This is a genomic window from Pseudomonas sp. JQ170C, from assembly GCF_035581345.1.
In the GTDB taxonomy this organism is placed as follows: Bacteria; Pseudomonadota; Gammaproteobacteria; order Pseudomonadales; family Pseudomonadaceae; genus Aquipseudomonas.
Genome location: NZ_CP141608.1, coordinates 3806507 through 3823992, shown reverse-complemented (window position 1 = coordinate 3823992; position 17486 = coordinate 3806507). Strand labels below are relative to the sequence as shown.

General features: G+C 65.5%; 16 protein-coding genes. 10 read left to right on the top strand and 6 right to left on the bottom strand.

Going from position 1 to position 17486, the window contains the following annotated elements:
• Positions 1–20: 20 nt before the first annotated feature.
• The 6 genes from U9R80_RS17295 to U9R80_RS17270 are packed head-to-tail and all read left to right on the top strand — an operon-like array spanning position 21 to position 7687.
• The gene (locus tag U9R80_RS17295; RefSeq protein WP_301842991.1) at positions 21–1364 is read left to right on the top strand and encodes an LLM class flavin-dependent oxidoreductase; all 1344 of its coding nucleotides are present in this window, start codon (positions 21–23) and stop codon (positions 1362–1364) included.
• Positions 1365–1390: 26 nt separating this feature from the next.
• Complete coding sequence (locus tag U9R80_RS17290; protein WP_301842990.1) at positions 1391–2446, top strand: NADP(H)-dependent aldo-keto reductase; 1056 nt, start codon at positions 1391–1393, stop codon at positions 2444–2446.
• Positions 2447–2476: 30 nt separating this feature from the next.
• The gene (locus tag U9R80_RS17285; protein WP_301842989.1) at positions 2477–3379 is read left to right on the top strand and encodes an ABC transporter permease; all 903 of its coding nucleotides are present in this window, start codon (positions 2477–2479) and stop codon (positions 3377–3379) included.
• Positions 3376–5037, top strand: coding sequence for a dipeptide ABC transporter ATP-binding protein (locus U9R80_RS17280; RefSeq protein ID WP_301842988.1), 1662 nt, complete (start codon positions 3376–3378; stop codon positions 5035–5037). Before U9R80_RS17285 ends, U9R80_RS17280 begins: the two co-directional genes overlap by 4 nt.
• A 27-nt stretch (positions 5038–5064) precedes the next feature.
• Positions 5065–6273 (top strand): acyl-CoA dehydrogenase family protein, encoded by a 1209-nt coding sequence (locus tag U9R80_RS17275; RefSeq protein ID WP_301842987.1) that lies wholly within the window; start codon positions 5065–5067, stop codon positions 6271–6273.
• Between the two features lies 1 nt (position 6274).
• Entirely contained in the window at positions 6275–7687 is a 1413-nt protein-coding gene (locus U9R80_RS17270) for an MFS transporter (protein WP_301842986.1), read from the top strand.
• A gap of 215 nt (positions 7688–7902) precedes the next feature.
• Here U9R80_RS17270 and U9R80_RS17265 read toward each other — a convergent pair whose 3' ends face one another.
• Positions 7903–9003 carry a sigma-54 interaction domain-containing protein gene (locus tag U9R80_RS17265; RefSeq protein ID WP_301842985.1) on the bottom strand — a complete coding sequence of 367 codons (1101 nt, stop codon included), beginning with the start codon at positions 9001–9003 and terminating at the stop codon, positions 7903–7905.
• 10 nt (positions 9004–9013) lie between these two features.
• Positions 9014–10189 carry an acyl-CoA dehydrogenase family protein gene (locus tag U9R80_RS17260; RefSeq protein WP_301842984.1) on the bottom strand — a complete coding sequence of 392 codons (1176 nt, stop codon included), beginning with the start codon at positions 10187–10189 and terminating at the stop codon, positions 9014–9016.
• Positions 10190–10400: 211 nt separating this feature from the next.
• Between U9R80_RS17260 and U9R80_RS17255 the strand changes: the two genes are divergently transcribed.
• Positions 10401–10616: a TOBE domain-containing protein gene (locus U9R80_RS17255; protein WP_010227092.1), complete on the top strand. Its 216-nt coding sequence runs from the start codon at positions 10401–10403 to the stop codon at positions 10614–10616.
• Here the strand turns inward: U9R80_RS17255 and U9R80_RS17250 are convergent.
• The 3 genes from U9R80_RS17250 to U9R80_RS17240 all read right to left on the bottom strand — a co-directional run bounded on the left by U9R80_RS17250 (position 10611) and on the right by U9R80_RS17240 (position 13422).
• Positions 10611–11228, bottom strand: coding sequence for a helix-turn-helix transcriptional regulator (locus U9R80_RS17250; RefSeq protein WP_301842983.1), 618 nt, complete (start codon positions 11226–11228; stop codon positions 10611–10613). The two genes, U9R80_RS17255 and U9R80_RS17250, sit on opposite strands and share 6 nt — an antisense overlap.
• 13 nt (positions 11229–11241) lie before the next feature.
• A complete protein-coding gene (locus U9R80_RS17245; RefSeq protein ID WP_301842982.1) occupies positions 11242–11874 on the bottom strand; it encodes a hypothetical protein in 633 nt (210 codons plus the stop codon).
• A gap of 126 nt (positions 11875–12000) precedes the next feature.
• Complete coding sequence (locus U9R80_RS17240) at positions 12001–13422, bottom strand: purine-cytosine permease family protein (protein ID WP_301842981.1); 1422 nt, start codon at positions 13420–13422, stop codon at positions 12001–12003.
• Positions 13423–13594: 172 nt separating this feature from the next.
• Here U9R80_RS17240 and U9R80_RS17235 point away from each other — a divergent pair, with 172 nt between their 5' ends.
• A complete protein-coding gene (locus U9R80_RS17235) occupies positions 13595–14545 on the top strand; it encodes a Dyp-type peroxidase (protein ID WP_301842980.1) in 951 nt (316 codons plus the stop codon).
• Between the two features lie 15 nt (positions 14546–14560).
• Here U9R80_RS17235 and U9R80_RS17230 read toward each other — a convergent pair whose 3' ends face one another.
• Complete coding sequence (locus tag U9R80_RS17230; RefSeq protein WP_301842998.1) at positions 14561–15448, bottom strand: LysR family transcriptional regulator; 888 nt, start codon at positions 15446–15448, stop codon at positions 14561–14563.
• Between the two features lie 229 nt (positions 15449–15677).
• Here U9R80_RS17230 and moaB point away from each other — a divergent pair, with 229 nt between their 5' ends.
• On the top strand, positions 15678–16217 hold the full coding sequence (gene moaB / locus U9R80_RS17225) for a molybdenum cofactor biosynthesis protein B (protein ID WP_301842979.1): 540 nt from the start codon (positions 15678–15680) through the stop codon (positions 16215–16217).
• Positions 16214–17419: a molybdopterin molybdotransferase MoeA gene (locus U9R80_RS17220; RefSeq protein ID WP_301842978.1), complete on the top strand. Its 1206-nt coding sequence runs from the start codon at positions 16214–16216 to the stop codon at positions 17417–17419. Before moaB ends, U9R80_RS17220 begins: the two co-directional genes overlap by 4 nt.
• Positions 17420–17486: the final 67 nt, after the last annotated feature.

The following is a 17486-nucleotide window of genomic DNA, read 5'->3' as shown; positions in this document are numbered from 1 at the left end:
CCCCTCACATTGGAGTTGCCATGAGCCAGTCCACCGCACAGATGAGCATCGGTATGAACATCCTCGGCTTCGGCGCCCACGCCGGGGCGTGGCGCAAGGCCGAGGTGGCCGCCGACGCCTACCTGGATGTCGAGTACTACCGCAACATCGCCCGCATCGCCGAACGCGGCAAGCTCGATGCGATTTTTCTTGCCGATGGCCCGGCGCTGGCCGGTGACATTGCCCAGCAGCCCGCCGGGCGCCTGGAGCCGACCGTGCTGCTCACCGCCGTGGCCCTGGCTACCCGCCATATCGGCGTGATCGCCACGGCCTCGAGCAGCTACAACGACCCGTTCAACCTGGCCCGGCGCTTCAGCTCACTCGACCATATCAGCGGCGGTCGCGCCGCCTGGAACGTGGTCACCAATGCCGGCGATGCAGCCGCGCAGAACTTCGGCCTGGCCGGGGCGCCGCGGCATGTCGACCGCTATGCCCGGGCCGACGAGTTCATCGACGTGACCCTCAAGCTCTGGGACAGCTGGGAAGACGATGCGGTGATCGGCGATGCCCAGGGCGGTCGCTTTGCCGACCCGTCCAAGGTCCATGCCATCGACTTTGTCGGCCAGCACTTTTCGGTCAAGGGGCCGCTGAACCTGCCGCGCTCGCCCCAGGGGCGGCCGGTGCTGGTGCAGGCAGGCTCCTCCGAAGGCGGCAAGGCCCTGGGCTCGCGCTATGCCGATGCGATCTTCACCACCCAGACCACCCTGGTCGATGGCCTGGCGTTCTACCAGGAGATGAAGCAGCGCGCCCGCCAGTGGGGGCGCAACCCCGAGCACCTGAAGATCATGCCGGGGCTGTCGACCGTGATCGGCAGCACCGAGGCCGAGGCCCAGGCGCGCTTCGATGAGCTCAATGCCTATTACGGCGAAGAAGGGCTGATCAACCAGGTGGCCGCGCGGGTAGGGCTGGCGGTCAGCGAGTTGCAGCTGGATGCGCCGTTGCCCTGGGAGCGTATCGGCCCGGTCAATGCCTTCGAGCGCGGCTCCCATGGTTTTCTCGAAGCCCAGTTGAACCTGGCGCGCCGGGAGAACCTGACCATTCGTGAGCTGTCGCGACGGATTCTGGTGGGCCACCGGCTGATAGTCGGCACCCCGGAGCAGGTCGCTGACACCCTGGAACACTGGTTCCGTGCCGGCGCCGCCGACGGCTTCAACATCATGCCCGACATGTTCCCTTCCGGTGTCGAGGTGTTCGTCGATGAGGTGGTGCCGCTGCTGCAAAAGCGCGGTGTGTTCCGCCACGACTACCAGGGCAGCACCCTGCGTGACCACCTGGGCCTGCCGTACCCGGCCAGCCAATACCAACGGGCAGCCGCGGCTGTCTGACTTCCCCTATCGCACACGGACTCATCATGATCAAACGCACACTGGGCAACAGCGATATCCAGGTCAGCCTCCTCGGCCTTGGCACCATGACCTGGGGCCACCAGAACAGCGAAAGCGACGCCCACCAGCAACTCGATGCGGCCCTGGACGCCGGCATCAACCTGATCGACACCGCCGAGATGTACCCCACGCCCACCCACGCCGAAACCTGGGGCAGCACCGAGCGTTTCATCGGCAGCTGGCTGGCCAGGACCGGGCGGCGCAGTGAGGTGGTACTGGCCAGCAAGATCATCGGCCCGGCGCGCCAACCGGGTGCGGGCGCGCATATCCGCGACGGACGCACCCGCCACGACCGCGCCAATATCGTCGCGGCACTGGACGGCAGCCTCAAGCGCCTGCAAACCGACTACCTGGACCTCTACCAACTGCACTGGCCGGACCGCACCACCAATATTTTTGGCCAGCGTGAATACCCCTATGGGGCCGACGACGCCCAGACCGTGAGCATCGGCGAAACCCTGCAGGTGCTGGCCGAGCAGGTGAAGGCGGGCAAGATCCGCCATATCGGCGTGTCCAACGAAACGCCCTGGGGCGTGGCCGAGTTCCTGCGTCAGGCCCGCGAGCAGAACCTGCCGCGCATCGTCAGCATCCAGAACCCCTACAGCCTGCTCAATCGCCTGTACGAGGGCGGCCTCTCGGAGTTCAGCCAGCGTGAGCACCTCGGCCTGCTGGCCTATTCGCCGCTGGCCTTCGGTGCCCTGACCGGCAAGTACCTCAACGGCGCCTTGCCCGAGGGCTCGCGGCTGTCGTCGGTGTACCGCACCTTCAATCGCTACGACAGCCCCGGCGCCCACCAGGCCATCGCAGCCTATGTGGACCTGGCCGCCGAACGCGGTCTGAGCCCGGCGCAGTTGGCCCTGGCCTTTGTCATCAACCAGCCCTTCGTCAGCAGCGCCCTGACCGGGCAGACCAGCCTGGCGCAACTGGCCGACAACCTGGGCGCGCTGGACGTGAAGCTCGACCCGGAAACCCTGGCGCGCATCGAGCAGATCCATCGCCAGGTCCCCAACCCGGCGCCTTGAACCCCAACCCAATGTCTGTGGAGGTGCCCGATGGCGCCGATCAATTCAACTGCGGCCGTGTTGCCCAGCGCCGGCCTGATCCAGGCCCAGGCGCGCTTCGGCGCCCGGCGTCGGCAGCTGCAACAACTGGCCGTGCGGCCGGGCCTGGTGCTGGCTGCGCTGTTCGTCGCGTTGCTGGTGGTGGCGGCGCTGGCGCCTGGCTGGCTGGTGTCGGCCGACCCGCTGGAGGCCAGCGCACGTCAGGCATTCCAGCCACCGGGCAGCCTGCATTGGCTGGGTACCGACGAGAACGGCCGCGACATTCTTGCGCGGCTGGTGTATGCGGTGCGCCCCTCGCTGGTGCTGGGTTTGAGCGCCACCGCCCTGGGCCTGTTGCTGGGGACCGTGCTGGGCTTGGCGGCGGGGCTGGGACCGCGCTGGGTGGATGGCGCCGTGATGCGCCTGGTGGACGTGCTGCTGGCGTTTCCCGACCTGCTGCTGGCGCTGGTGATCATCACCTTTTTCGGCCAGGGCGCAGTCAACACCATCATCGCCGTGGGCATCGCCAGCGTGCCGCGCTATGCCCGCCTGGTGCGCGCGCAAACCCTGGTGGTACGGGGTGCCGGCTACGTCGAGGCGGCCACCACCCTGGGCCTGGCACGTCGCCAGGTGATCGGGCGGCATGTGCTGCCCAACGCCATCAAGCCGATCCTGATCCTGGCCACCATCGGCATCGGCAGCACCATCGTTGCCGGTGCCGCCTTGAGCTTCCTCGGCTTTGGCGCGCCGCCGCCCGAACCCGAGTGGGGCGGCATGCTCGCCATCGGCCGCAATTACCTGGCCAACGCCTGGTGGCTGGTGACCTGGCCGGCCCTGGCGATCACCCTCACCGTGGTTTCGATCACCGCCATCGGCCGCGAACTGCTGCGCCGCAATGAAGGTAAACGCCTATGAACGCCCGCATCCAACCGCTGCAACCCTTGATCGATGTGCGCGACTTGCAGGTGCGTTTCGCGCAAGGCGCGCCCGTGCTCAAGGGCATCAGTTTCAGCCTGCAGGCCGGTGAGTGCCTGGCGCTGGTGGGCGAGTCCGGCTCGGGCAAGAGCGTCACCTCGCGCACCCTGGCCGGGCTCACCGGCGCCCATGCCCAGGTCCAGGCCAGCCGCCTGGCCTTTGCCGGGCAGGACCTGCGTGAGTTCTCCGAGCGCGCCTGGCGCCAGGTGCGCGGCGCCCAGATCGGCTTTGTCATGCAGGACGCCCTGGGCTCGCTCGACCCCCTGCGCCCGGTGGGCAAGGAAATCGAAGAGCCCCTGCAACTGCACAGCGCACTGAACCGCGAGCAGCGCCAGGCGCGGGTGCTGGAGTTGCTGCAGCTGGTGGGCGTGCCGTCGCCTGAGCTGCGGGCGCGACAGTATCCCTGGCAGTTGTCGGGCGGTCTGCGCCAGCGGGCGCTGATCGCTTCGGCGATTGCCTGCAACCCGCGCCTGCTGATTGCCGACGAGCCGACCACGGCGCTGGATGCCACGGTGCAGGCCCAGGTGCTGGACCTGCTCGAATCGCTGCGTGGCGACAGCACCGCGATGCTGATCGTCAGCCATGACCTGGCGGTGGTGTCGCGCCTGGCCAACCGGGTGGCGGTGATGCACAACGGGGTGATCGTCGAGCAGGGCAGCGTCGAGGCGGTGCTGCAGGACCCCCAGCATCCTTACACCCAGTACCTGCTCAAGGCCGGTGCGGCCGTTCACTTTCGCCGGCCCCAGGTGCCCGCACTGGCGGCGGTGGTCCAGGCGCCGGTGGAAACCACCGCGCCGCTGTTGCAGGTGCAGGGCCTGAGCAAAGCCTTCAAGGGCCCGGACGGGCAACTGCGCACGGTGGTCGACGGGGTGTCGCTGCAACTGCACAAGGGGCGCACCCTGGGCATCGTCGGCGAGTCGGGCTCGGGCAAGACCACCCTGACCCGAATGATCCTCGGCCTGGAAATCCCCGATGGCGGCGACATCCAGATCAAGGGCCGACCCTGGCTGAGCCTGCCGGAGGCTGAGAAGCGTCAGCTGCGCCGCAGCATCCAGGTGGTGTTCCAGGACCCTCTGAGTTCCTTCGATCCCCGCTACACCGTGCAGCGGGTGCTGTTCGAGGCACTGGAAGTGGCCGGCCACCTGCGCGCCAGCTGGCACACCCGGGCCCTGGAGCTGCTGGAGCTGGTGCGCCTTGATGCGGGCCTGCTGGAGCGTCGTCCGATCGAGCTGTCCGGTGGCCAGCGCCAGCGCATCGCCATTGCCCGGGCGCTGGCGGCGCAGCCGCAGATCCTGGTGTGCGACGAGCCGGTCTCGGCCCTGGATGTGTCGGTGCAGGCGCAGATCCTCGAACTGCTCGACGACCTCAAGCAGCGCCTGGGCCTGGCGTGCCTGTTCATCTCCCACGACCTGGGGGTGATCAACCATGTCAGCGACCAGGTGCTGGTGATGAAAGACGGCGTGGCGGTGGAAACCGGCCCGGTGCGCGATGTCTTCGACCGTCCGCAACACCCCTATACCCGCGCCTTGCTCGATGCCATCCCGCACCTGGAAAGCGGCAGGCGCACCAGCTTTGAATTTCTCCGCCTGGCGATCTGACTCACTCGACTTCTACAAGGACGCTTTATGCCTGGTTTATCTGCAGTACCCCGGACCCAACGTCGTCATCTGGAGGACCTCAAGGGCAACACCGAAAACCTGCTGCCGCTGATCGGCGCCGGTGCCGCGCAACGTGAGCGCGAACGCCAGCTGCCCTATGACGCCGTGCGCCAGATTGCCGAGGCCGGGCTCTACACCTGCCGCATCCCCGAGGCCCACGGCGGGCCGGGGGGCAGCGTCAGCGACGTGATCGGCCTGCTGCTGCGCATTGCCTCGGTGGACTCCAACGTCGCCCAGGCGCTGCGCCCCGGCTTCGGCTTTGTCGAGGGGCTGCTGGCGTCCCGTGCCGAGGGTGCCGAGGCCGAGCGCCAGCGCTGGTTCGCCCGCTACCTGGACGGTGCGGTGCTGGGCAATGCCGGCTGGGAAGTGGGCGGCGTCAACGGCGCGATCAGCGCGCGCATCGTGCGTGACGGCGAGCACTACCGGGCCAGCGGCAGCAAGTACTACAGCACAGGTTCCCTGTATGCCGACTGGGTCAGTGCCGTGGCCCTGGATGAGAACGACGAGCCGGTGTCGTTCGTACTGCCCCGTGACCGCCAGGGCCTGGAGCTGCTGGACGATTTCGACGCCATGGGCCAGCGCCTGACGGCCAGTGGCACCACCCGGCTCAACGATGTGCGGGTGTATGCCGACGAGATTCGCACGCGCACCGTGGAGGAGGGCAAGCGCACCATCGTCACGCCGTTTTTGCAGTTGTTCCTGGCCACGGTGCAGGCCGGTATCGCCTGCAATGCCCTGGACGATGCCACCCGCTTTGCCCGCGAGCATGCCCGCCCGATCAAGCACAGCAGCGCCAGCCGCTCGGTAGACGACCCCTATGTGCAACAGAGCGTCGGCGACATCGCCGCCCGCGCCTTTGCTGCCGAAGCGGTGGTGCTGCGCGCGGCGGCCTCCATCGACCGGGCCTGGGCGGCCGGGCTTGACCCGGCGCTGGTCGACCAGGCTGCCATCGATGTCGCCCAGGCGCAGTACATTGCCGCCGAGTCGGCGCTCAAGGCCGGTGAGTTGCTGTTCGATGTCGGCGGCGCCTCGACCACCGGGCGCAGCCACAACCTCGACCGTCACTGGCGCAATGCCCGCACCGTCGCCAACCACAACCCGCGTCACTGGAAAGCGGCGGCGGTGGGGGCCTGGCACTTGACCGACACGCCCCCGCCGACCTCGGGGCTGTTTTGACTTGGGCGCGCTGCAGGCGCCGCCCCTGGTCCCGGTAGCCGGTACCTCGCGGCGGGTGCCGGTGATCATCGGCTGCGCGTTTTTGATGGAGCTGATCGACGCCACCGTGGTGATGACCGCCTTGCCGCAGATGGGCGTGGAGTTCGGTGTGCCCAGTGTGCGGATGAACCTGGTGGTGTCGCTGTACATGCTGGCCGCCGCCCTGGCGGTGCCGGTCAGCGGTTGGGCCGCGGATCGCTTCGGGCCACGGCGCTTGTTCGTGCTGGCGATGGTGCTGTTCACCCTGTCGTCGCTGGCCTGCGCAATGGCGGGCTCGCTGTTGCAACTGTGCCTGGCGCGGCTGTGCCAGGGGGCGGCGGGGGCGATGATGGTGCCGGTGGGGATGATGATCCTGCTGCGCTGGTCGCCCCGTGAAGACCTGCTGCGCAACATGTCCTACCTGACCATCCCGCCCCTGATCGGGCCCATGCTCGGGCCGCCGCTGGGCGGCCTGATGGTCACGCTGTTGTCGTGGCAGTGGATCTTCCTGGTCAACCTGCCCATCGGGGTGCTGGGCATCTGGCTGGTGCTGCGGCATATCCCGGATTACCCGGGCGCCCGCGATCGGCCGCTGGATGGGCGCGGCTTGTTGCTCAGCAGCATCGCCCTGGCGGCATTGGTGTTCGGCTTCGAGGCCTTGGGCCACGGCTTGCTGGCGCGCCGCTGGGTGGTGGTGCTGTTGGTGCTCGGGGTGCTGGCGGCGTTGCTGTATCTACGCCATGCCCGGCGGTGCGCGCAGCCCTTGCTGGATTTTTCGCCGCTGCGGGTGCGCAGCTTTGCCCTCACCTTTTGGGGCGGGAACCTGTTTCGCCTGGGGACGGCGGCGCAGCCGTTCCTGATGGTGCTGTTGTTTCAGCTGTGCTTTGGCTTGAGTCCGTTGCAGGCGGGGCTGCTGACCTTCACCGGTGGGGTGGGGGCCTTTGTGGTGAAGCTGTTGGCGGTACGGATCGTAAGGCGCCTGGGGTTTCGCCGGACCTTGAGCCTCAACTCGCTGATGACCGGGTTGAGCCTGCTGGCCTGTGCCCGCTTCGACCTGGATACGCCGTACTGGCTGGTGGTGCTGGTGTTGTTTTGCAGTGGGTTGATCCGCTCGCTGCAATTCAGTGCCATGGGCGGGCTGACCTATGCCGACGTACCGGCGCGGTTGCACAGCAGGGCCAGCAGCCTGTCGGCGGCCACGGTACAACTGACCATGAGCCTGTCGGTGGGCATCGCGGCTTCGTTGTTGGGGGCGCTGATGAGCTTCAAGGGCGAGCAGCAGGTCGGGGTGGGGGACATCGCGACGGTGATGGGGGTGTGCGCGTTGGTGTGCATGGCGTCGGCGCTGGTGTTCCGCCGGTTGGCGCCGGAGGCGGGGCGGGATGTGTATCAGTAGGAGCGGGCTTGCCCCGCGATGCGCTGTGGCTGACGGAATGGTGAATTCTGTGACGGCCTCTCGCGGGGCAAGCCCGCTCCTACCGGGTGTATTCCTGTGGGAGCGGGCTTGCCCCGCGATGGGGTGCGGCTGGCGGGATGGTGAATTCTGTGACGGCCTTTCGCGGGGCAAGCCCGCTCCTACATGAAGTGGGCGCGGTTCAGGTCGTACCCGGTTTAGATGGAGAGGTTCAGGACGCGCTCTCCCTGAACAGTCTCGGCCGGCCGCCGTCGGTTTACCGCCAGTTCGCCGATTTTGATCAGGCGGCTACGGGTGATGTTGCGGCTGAGCCCGAGCAGGTTGGCGGTGTGGACCTGGTTGTGGTGGCTGAAGCGGTAGGCCGCTCGCAATAGTGCGTCGTCGACTTTTTCATGCAAGGCCCCAGGCGCTTGCTCGAAGAGTTTCTGGAAGGCCCGCTCAAGCAGTCCTTCGGCCGAGTCGTCGCAGTCGCTGCTGTCGTCGGCGCGTTCGATGCGCAGGTTCGACAGGCGCAGGTCCTGCTGGCGGATCACGCCGTCGCGGCAGATCAGCAGGGTGTGGTGGATCACGTTCTCCAACTCGCGGATGTTGCCCGGCCAGCCATAGCTGCGCAGCCTGGCCTCGGCCTCGCTGCTCAGGCTCACCGCGCCGTAGCCCAGGCGCTGGCTGTAGGCCTGGATGAAGTGGCGCACCAGCGGCAGGATGTCGCCGGGCCGTTCGCGCAGGGGCACCAGTTCCAGGCTGACTACGTCCAGGCGGTAGTAGAGGTCTTCGCGAAAGTGCCCGGCGTTGATGGCTTTTTCCAGTTGGACGTTGGTGGCCGCCAGTACCCGTACATCGATGGGGATGCTTTTGCGCGACCCCAGGCGCACCACTTCGCGCTCCTGCAATACGCGCAGCAACTTGACCTGGATGGCCATGGGCAAGTCGCCAATCTCATCGAGGAACAGCGTGCCGCCGTTGGCTTCTTCAAACCACCCGGCCTTGGCACCCAGGGCGCCGGTAAAGGCGCCTTTTTCATGGCCGAACAGTTCGGCCTCTACCAGCGACTCGGAGAACGCGCCGCAGTTGACGGCGACAAAGGGTTTGTCGCGTCGGCCGCTGAGGTTGTGGATGTGGCGGGCCACCAGCTCTTTGCCGGTACCGGTCTCGCCGATGATCAGCACGCTGGCTTCGCTGGGGGCGACCTGGTGCAGGTGCGCGAGCAGAGCCCGGGACTTGGGGTCCTCGAACACCTGCGCAGTGGCGCGGATCGAGGTGGCCAGGGCCGGTGAGGGCGGGAGGGTCAACAATTGCATGGCGGTCACACTATGAGTAGAAGGTCGGAGTCGGCAGTTGCCCCTTCAGGGCCCACTCACCGAGTTCGTGCAGCTTGTAGTCCAGCGGGTCGTGCAGGCTCTGGGTACGCAGGTTGCGCCAGTGGCGGTCGAGCCCCACCGAGGCTTGGGTGGCCCGGGCACCGGTGACCTCGAAGACCTTGCTGCAAATCTCCAGGCCGTCGCGGCTGGCGGCGACCTTGGCGGTGGCGATGGTGACCGCCAGGCGTCCGCGTTGCTCGGCGGTGAGCGCCGAGCCTTTGCTCCAGGCTTCGTCCAGCGCGGCGGTGGCCTGTTGGACCAGGCCTCGCGCACCCTGCAGGCGTACCCAGAAGTCACCGAAATGATTGAGAACGAAGGGGTCGTGATGCACCTGTTCGACCGGGGATTTGAACCAGCGCCGCGACTCGTTCAGGACGTAGTGGCGCGCTTCCTCGAAAGCGCCTTCGGCAATGCCGAGAAAGACATGGGCGAAATGCAACTGGGCAATCAACGGCCTCAGGCAGGCAAAGGGCGTGCTCAGGGGGCCGGGGTCGAGCAGCAGATCGCTTTCCTCCACCCGCACCCGCTCGAACGTGGCACTGCCGCTGTCGGTCTGGCGCTGGCCCATGTTGTGCCAGTCGTTATGCAGGGTGATGCCGCTGCGGCCGCTGGGAATGGCGGCGATCAGCAGCTTGCCGCCGGCGGCTTCGTCCACGGCTGAAGCGATCAGCATTTGTGAGTCGCTGGCGCCGGAGCAGAAGCTCTTCTTGCCGGAAAATTCGCGATAGCTGCCGTGGTCCTTGACCACGGTGCGGGTGTCCAGCGGGTTCAGGGCGTTACCCCAGAACCAGTGTTTGCGGGCGGTCAGCTCGAACCAGGGCTGCCACTGCGCGGGTGTGGCGAACAGGCGCACGGTGGCGAGCATCAGGTGGTGAAAGCCGAAGACGTGGGCCAGGGAGCTGTCGACCCGGGCAAATTCGCGCACCACCTCGAAGGTCTGCGTCCAGCTACCGCCCAGGCCGCCGAATTCCCGGGGAATACTCAGGGCGAGCAGGCCGCTGCGGCGGATGGCATCGCGCTCGGCCTTGGGCGTGCCGCCCTGGCGGTCGCGTTCGACGACGGTGCGGGCAAATTCACTGGCCAGGGCCCGGGCCGTCTGCAATGGGGTTGAGGGGGCGATATGCAAGGTGCGCTCACTGGGGCTTCGAGAGATGCACTGATGCTAAATGATCTAAAAAACTGAAAATAAATAACTTATAGGTCTTTTGATATGCCGTTTCTTATATTCCCTACAGTTCTAATCAAGTGAATATTTATTCTTTTTAATTTTATTTGTCCCGGCGCACTCTGCACCTCAAGCACTGCGCGGCAGTGCATCCAGAACGAGGAAGCAGCACATGACCATCAAGGCGATCAACGTACGCAATCAGTTCAAGGGCACGGTCAAGGAGATCATTGAAGGGCCGGTGGTTTCGGAGATCGATGTGCAGACTTCCGCCGGTATCGTCACCTCGGTGATCACCACCCGCTCGGTGCATGAGCTGGAGTTGCGGGTGGGCAGTGAAGTGATTGCCTTCGTCAAATCCACCGAGGTGTCGATCGCCAAACTATGAGGCGTCGCGCGTCAATTGAAAGCGACACACCTGTCCACCGCGCAGCATGCATTCCAGGTGCTGCACCTGCCCACCGCCCAAGCGGCCTATCAGCGCCAGGTCGAGCTCACAGATTTGCGGGTGAGCCTCGGCCAGCTGATGGAACACGCAGTTATGGGCGACGATCTGCGCAGGGCCCCCTGAGCGGAAAAAAACTTCGGCCTCGTAGCCGACTGCCTTCATGTGGGCAGCGATCTGTGCTTCGTCGAGCCGGGTCGCGCTCAGGTCCCGCGCCATTTTTTCGCCAAGGCTGCGCATCAGGCTGACCAATGCCTCATGGCCGATAAGGCTGGCTACCTCACTGATCAGCAAGTTGGCCAGCAGGTGGTAGTGGCGCGGGAACAACTCCTGGCCTTGCCGGCTGAGGCGGTACAACTGCTCGGGGCGCCGGCCGGTAGCGCGCAGCTCGCCGCGCACTACCAGGTCGTCGCGCTCCAGCGCCGACAGGTGCTGACGCACCGCCGTACGGGTGACCGCCAGCTGGCCGGCCAGCTCTTCAATGCTCATGCCGTCGGGCGTGTACAGCAGCGCCGAGAGCAGATCCTGCTGGGTGCGTCCCAAGCCTTCAAACATCGGTTGACCTCACTCAGAACTTGTCCGGGAACTGCTTGACCAATGCCGCCGTCAGGGCGTCGGCCAGGCCCAGGATGTGTTCGCGCATGTGTTTCCAGGTGACCGCTTCTGCCTTGTAGTCCTTTTTGCCGAACTCGTCGATCTGCGCGACATGGTGACCGCCGTGGGCGGCGAGCATGGCGTTGAGCGTCGATTCCGGCAGGTTGGGGTTGGCGGTGGCGAGGAACTTGGCCAGGGCCTTGGCATTGCTGGAAAGCTCGGCCACGGCGGCCTGTTTGCCGCTGGCCGACTGGCTGACGCTGGCATCACTGTAGTGCTTGACCGCGCCCCAGTGCCCGCCGAGCAGTTTCAGCAGCTGGTCCGCGGCGGGCTGGCCGTAGAGCGGGGCGATGCTGTTGGCAATGGCGGTGGCGTTGCTGACCACTTCCTGGCTGGCGACTTCGGCTTGCTGGCGATCACCCAGCTGGTTGGCCAGGGCGTAATTGCGAATCCAGAAAATATGCTCCACCCACAGGTCACGCAGGGCCAGGCGGGTGGTCAGGGCGGCCGAGTCGGCCGGGGGCGGGGTGGTTTGGGCGGCGGGGCTCAGGGCGGGGAGCGTACATAAGGCTGCGAGCAGCAGTACAAGGGGCAGTTTGATTTTCATGGCAGTACCCTCGAGGGGTGAAGTGGCCTACAAAATCAATTACAGCATAAAAATATGTCGTTAATGATTGGGGCGCCGAACGGTGCTTGCCCACCGCCGGGGCGGTGGGCAAACGAGGGGTTTGGCTCAGGAACGCACGGGGTCTGGGAGGATCATCCGCGCCGGTGCATGGGCGGCCTTGCCACGGGCTACCAGGTAGTACAGCACGCTCGGTACCACCAGGCCGATGATCCACGACACGTCCACGCCGCCCAGGTAGGCGACCATCGGGCCGGTGTAGAGCTTGGTGGAAATGAACGGCATCTGTACCAGCACGCCGACGGTGTAGACGATGATGCCGGGCATGTTCCAGCGTCCGTAGCGACCCTTGGGGTCGGCCAGCGCCGGTACGTCGTAGCGCTCCTTGGTGATGAAGTAGTAGTCCACCAGGTTGACCGCGCTCCAGGGCACGAAGAAGGTCAGCAGGAACAGGATGAACGACTTGAAGGCGCTGAGGAACGAGTGCTGGCCGAGCAGGGCCACCACGGTCGAGGCACCCACGATGGCGAGGACGAAGAACAGGCGCTGGCGCCGCGTGACGTCGATGTGCCCGCGAAAGCCACTGATGATGGTGGCGATGCACATGAAGCTGCCGTAGGAGTTGAGGGTCGAGATGGTCACCTTGCCAAAGGCAATGCTGAAGTACAGCAGCGCAGCGGTGGCACCGGTCCCCCCCAGGCCGACGATGTAGGCCACTTCACGCCCGGAGAACTGGCCGTTGGCGATGGCGGCGGCAAACACCCCGAGGATCATCGATGCCTGGGCGCCGATCACCGAACCCAGGCCGGCGGCGAGGAAGGTCTTGAACGAGGAGGTGCTGCTTGGCAGGTAGCGGGAGTAGTCCGCCACGTACGGTCCGAAGGCGATCTGCCAGGACGCCGACAGCGACACCGCGAGCAGGAAAGACGCCCAGGTGAAGTGACGGTTTTCCAGCAACTGGCTGATGTCGGCGATGGCCATGATGCGGCTGAACAGGTAGACGAAGGCGATGATCCCCAGCACGCTGGCGATGCGGCCGATCCAGTGGATCACGCGGTAGCCGAACACCGTGGCCAGCACGATGACCGCGGCAAAGATCAGAATCCCGGTGCTGTCGCTGACGCTCAGCAACTGGCCGATGGCCTGGCCGGAGAGCACCGTGCCGGTGGCGGTGAAACCCAGGTACATCAGGCACACCAGGGCAATCGGGATGGCCGCGCCATACACACCGAACTGCACGCGGCTGGAGATCATCTGCGGCAGGCCCAGCTTGGGGCCTTGGGCTGCATGCAGGGCCATGACCGCACCGCCGGCCAGTTGGCCGATCAGCAAGCCGATCAACGACCAGAACACATCACCGCCCAGCACCACGGCCAGGGCGCCAGTGACGATGGCAGTGATTTGCAGGTTGGCACCCAGCCACAGGGTGAACTGGCTGTACAGGCGTCCGTGCCGTTCGTTTTCCGGGATGTAGTCGATCGAGCGACGCTCGATCAAGGGTTTGCTGCGCGAGGCGCTGACCTGGGTCATTGCTGTGGATCTCCGCATATTGTTGTTGTCGAGCGGTCGGGTCACCGGCCGGACGCGGGGGCGGTGACGCCAGCCGATATGAGCATGTATATACAATTACGGTCAAGTGAATGTGTCGAAAGTTTTCCGCTCTGCTAGGCTGCAGGTTTTCAGCCCGACAGTGTGCGCCGCCATGCCTGATTCGATGCCTGAACCCCAAGCCGTGTGCAGCCCGATCACCCGCAGTGCGATCTACCTCGTGGTAACCCTCAACCCTGGCGATGAGGCGGCCGAACAGGTACGCGGCTGGTGTGCCGACGTCGCCGGGCTGACCCGTTCGGTGGGCACGCGCTCCCAGGGCGGCAACCTCTCGTGCGTGTGTGGCTTTGCGGCAAGTGCCTGGGATCGACTGTTCGGCCAGCCGCGCCCGGCGAGTCTGCACGGCTTTCGTGAGTTCGGCCCGGCCGAGCGCCGGGCCCTGGCGACCCCGGGTGACCTGTTGCTGCATATTCGCGCCGAGCACATGGACCTGTGCTTTGAACTGGCCACCCAGTTGATGCAGGCGTTGGGCGATGCGGTCACGGTGGTCGATGAGGTGCAGGGCTTTCGCTACTTCGACATGCGCAGCATCATCGGTTTTGTCGATGGCACCGAGAACCCGCAAGGGCGCAAGGCCCAGAGCGCTACCTTGATTGGCGATGAAGATCCGGCGTTCAAGGCGGGCAGCTATGTGCTGGTGCAGAAGTACCTGCACAACATGACGGCGTGGAATGCGTTGTCGGTCGAAGCCCAGGAGCGGGTGATCGGGCGCACCAAGCTGTCGGATATCGAACTGGACGAGTCGGTGAAGCCGAGTTGCTCGCACAGTGCCCTGACCGTCATCACCGACAGCAACGGCGAGGAGCTTAAGATCCTGCGCGACAACATGCCCTTCGGCCGGCCAGGTGCCGGTGAATTCGGCACTTACTTCATCGGCTACGCACGCTCCCCGGAGCCCATCGAACGGATGCTCGAGAACATGTTTGTCGGCAACCCCGAGGGCAACTATGACCGCCTGCTGGATTTCAGCACGGCGGTCACCGGGGGGCTGTTTTTCGTGCCTTCGGCCGACCTGCTCGAAGACCTGGCGCAGCGTGTGCCTTGAGCCGGGCGCTTGCTGTCATGGCGTGTCGAGCAGGGCCTTGACCTCGGCAAAGCATTTTTCCGCCAGGGCCGAACGCGGTTCGCTGCGGCGCAGCAACAGGCCGATGGGCGCATGCACGCTGGCACTGGCAATCGGTACGATGCGGATGTGTTCGCTCAAATCGTCCAGCCCGCAGTTGAGCGGCATGATGGCGCAGCAGATGCCGGTGCAGATCGCCTGGATCAATTGGTAGGTGGAGTCGCTCTCCAGCACAGGCTTGGGGTACAGGCCCCGGCTGCGGAAGCTCAGGTCCACCGACTGGCGATAGTGCATGCCCTTGGAGAGCATCCCCAGGGGCAGGTCGCTGATCAGGTCCCATGGCAGTTCGGGCTGGTCGAACTGGAAGTGGCGGGTGTCGTACAGCAGCCCCATGCTGGTGGAGCCCAGCTCGATCACCTCGAAGAAGGCGGTGTTGATCTGGTCCAGGTAGCAGATCCCGAGGTCGAGCTGGTTGCGGCTCAAGCCATCGATGACCTGCTCCGAGCTCAGGGACGAGAGCTGGAATTGCAGTTCAGGGTAACGTTGGGCCAGCGGGGTGAGAAAACTCATGGGGTTGATGCTCGACAGCGGCACCATCCCCAGACGCAGGCTGCCGACGATCTGCCCGCGGCAACTGGCCGCTTCGGCCTGCAGGCCGTCATAGGCCGCCAGCAGGGTGCGGGCCCAGGCGAGGATACGTTCACCGGCTTCGGTAAAGCCTTCAAAGCGTTGGCCGCGGGTTACCAGGACCAGGTCCAGCTCGTCTTCCAGGTTGCGCAGGCGCATCGACAGGGTGGGCTGGGTGACGTGGCACAGGGCGGCGGCCTGGCCGAAGTGGCGGGTCTGGTCCAGGGCGATGAGAAACTTGAGTTGTTTGATGTCCATGGCACGGCCCGGCAATTGATCGAAGCGATGGTCCAGTGTTGCCGATGGCACGGATAATCGTCCAATGAGAAATCGTGAACGGCTGATAGGTGAGGTCGATCAGGCCCGGTCCAGAGCGGTGGATTGCCAATAGACGAGGTCGATGGGGTGTTGGGAACTGTCGATTGGACGGCCCTGATGTTAGACACTAGTTTGCCCAGGGATAATGAACCTTGATGAGCCTACCGATATGAGTGTGAAACTGGACGCGGTCTTTGTGCCGCTCAACATTGCCGTACTGACGGTCAGTGATACACGCACCTTCCAGACCGATACCTCCGGTGAACTGCTGGCCACCCGTGCGGTGGAGATGGGCCATCGCCTGGTGGCGCGTGAGCTGGTCAAGGACGATATCTACAAGATCCGCGCCCAGGTGGCGACCTGGATCGCCGACGAGCAGGTGCAAGTGGTGCTGGTGACCGGTGGCACCGGATTTACCGCCCGCGATAGCACCCCCGAGGCGGTCGCGTGCCTGCTCGACAAGCACATCGAGGGCTTTGGTGAATTGTTCCGCGCCCTGTCGATCCTGGACATCGGCACCTCCACCGTCCAATCCCGCGCCCTGGCGGGCCTGGCCAATGGCACGCTGGTGTGCTGCGTACCGGGCTCCACCGGCGCCTGTCGCACCGCCTGGGAGGGGATTCTTGCCGAGCAGCTCGATGCCCGTCACCGGCCGTGCAACTTTGTCGCCCATCTCAAACCTGGCCAGCCATGTGAGTCGCGCCAATGAGTACACCTGCGCTACTTGCGGTTGACGATGCCCTGGGCCAGCTGATGGCGCTGGCTGCGCGTGCTCCCCTCGACACGGTCGAGACGCTGGGCCTGGCCGACGCCGATGGTCGTGTGCTGGCCGGTGACGTGATGGCGATCGTCGATGCGCCGGCCTGGTCGAACAGTGCCATGGATGGCTACGCCTTCAACCTGGTCGATGCCATCGGTTTTCCCTTGCCGGTATCCCAGACCCTGTTCGCCGGCCAGGCCGGTGAGCCGCTGGCACCGGGCACCTGTGCCCGCATCTTCACCGGCGCGCCGATCCCCGAGGGCGCCAATTGCGTGCAGATGCAGGAAAACTGCACGGTGCTGGAGGACGGCCGGATTGCCGTGCAAGGTACCTTGCACGAGGGCGCCAACATTCGCCTGCAAGGCAGCGAGACCGCTGTCGGCCAGTTGCTGCTGGGCAAAGGCACGGTGCTGAACCCGGTCGCCCTGGGTGTGCTGGCGTGCCAGGGTATCTATCGCGTATCGGTTGTGCGCCGGCTCAAGGTCGCCTTGCTGTCCACGGGCAACGAGCTGGTGGGCGAGGGCGAAGTGCCGGCCCCGGGCCAGATCCACGACAGCAACCGTGTGGTACTGCAGTCGTTGTTGCAGCGCATGGGCTGTGAGGTCATCGACCTGGGCAAGGTCAACGACGAACTGGCGTTGATTCGCGCCGCCCTTGAGCGGGCAGGCAACGCCGATTTGATCATCAGCAGTGGCGGCGTGTCGGTAGGGGATGCCGATTGCATAGGGTCGCTGTTGCGCGAGTCGGGTGAAGTGCTGATGTGGAAGCTGGCGATCAAGCCTGGCAAGCCCTTCACCTTTGCTCACTTCAATGGGGTGCCGTTCATTGGTTTGCCGGGAAATCCGGGCTCGTCGCTGGTGACCTTCCTGATGCTGGCCCGGCCTTACATTCTGCGCCGCATGGGGCGCGCCCAGGTCGAGCCGATGCGCTTGCCGGTGGTCTGCGGGTTTGACTGGCCCAAGGCGGGAGGGCGTCAGGAGTACCTGCGCGTCAGTATCGAGCAAGGGCGAGCGGTGCTGCAGCCGAACCAGAGCTCGGGGACCTTGCTCAGTGCCACCTGGGCGGATGGACTGCTGGAGGTGCCGGTGGGTGCCACGTTCAAGGCGGGCGACTCGCTCGACTTCATACCCTTTGCCAGTTTGCTGGCGTAGGCCTGGGCGCCACCACGACCGCTGCCTGTAGGAGCGGGCTTGCCCCGCGACCAATCGTTCAGGCCAC

Bases quoted from the DNA above. Each gene is read 5' to 3' on its own strand.
- U9R80_RS17230 (WP_301842998.1), bottom strand. From the start codon at position 15,448: ATGGACATCAAACAACTCAAGTTTCTCATCGCCCTGGACCAGACCCGC.
- U9R80_RS17255 (WP_010227092.1), top strand. From the start codon at position 10,401: ATGACCATCAAGGCGATCAACGTACGCAATCAGTTCAAGGGCACGGTC.
- U9R80_RS17285 (WP_301842989.1), top strand. From the start codon at position 2,477: ATGGCGCCGATCAATTCAACTGCGGCCGTGTTGCCCAGCGCCGGCCTG.
- U9R80_RS17220 (WP_301842978.1), top strand. From the start codon at position 16,214: ATGAGTACACCTGCGCTACTTGCGGTTGACGATGCCCTGGGCCAGCTG.
- U9R80_RS17290 (WP_301842990.1), top strand. From the start codon at position 1,391: ATGATCAAACGCACACTGGGCAACAGCGATATCCAGGTCAGCCTCCTC.
- U9R80_RS17275 (WP_301842987.1), top strand. From the start codon at position 5,065: ATGCCTGGTTTATCTGCAGTACCCCGGACCCAACGTCGTCATCTGGAG.
- U9R80_RS17295 (WP_301842991.1), top strand. From the start codon at position 21: ATGAGCCAGTCCACCGCACAGATGAGCATCGGTATGAACATCCTCGGC.
- moaB (WP_301842979.1), top strand. From the start codon at position 15,678: ATGAGTGTGAAACTGGACGCGGTCTTTGTGCCGCTCAACATTGCCGTA.
- U9R80_RS17240 (WP_301842981.1), bottom strand. From the start codon at position 13,422: ATGACCCAGGTCAGCGCCTCGCGCAGCAAACCCTTGATCGAGCGTCGC.
- U9R80_RS17235 (WP_301842980.1), top strand. From the start codon at position 13,595: ATGCCTGATTCGATGCCTGAACCCCAAGCCGTGTGCAGCCCGATCACC.
- U9R80_RS17245 (WP_301842982.1), bottom strand. From the start codon at position 11,874: ATGAAAATCAAACTGCCCCTTGTACTGCTGCTCGCAGCCTTATGTACG.
- U9R80_RS17265 (WP_301842985.1), bottom strand. From the start codon at position 9,003: ATGCAATTGTTGACCCTCCCGCCCTCACCGGCCCTGGCCACCTCGATC.
- U9R80_RS17280 (WP_301842988.1), top strand. From the start codon at position 3,376: ATGAACGCCCGCATCCAACCGCTGCAACCCTTGATCGATGTGCGCGAC.
- U9R80_RS17250 (WP_301842983.1), bottom strand. From the start codon at position 11,228: ATGTTTGAAGGCTTGGGACGCACCCAGCAGGATCTGCTCTCGGCGCTG.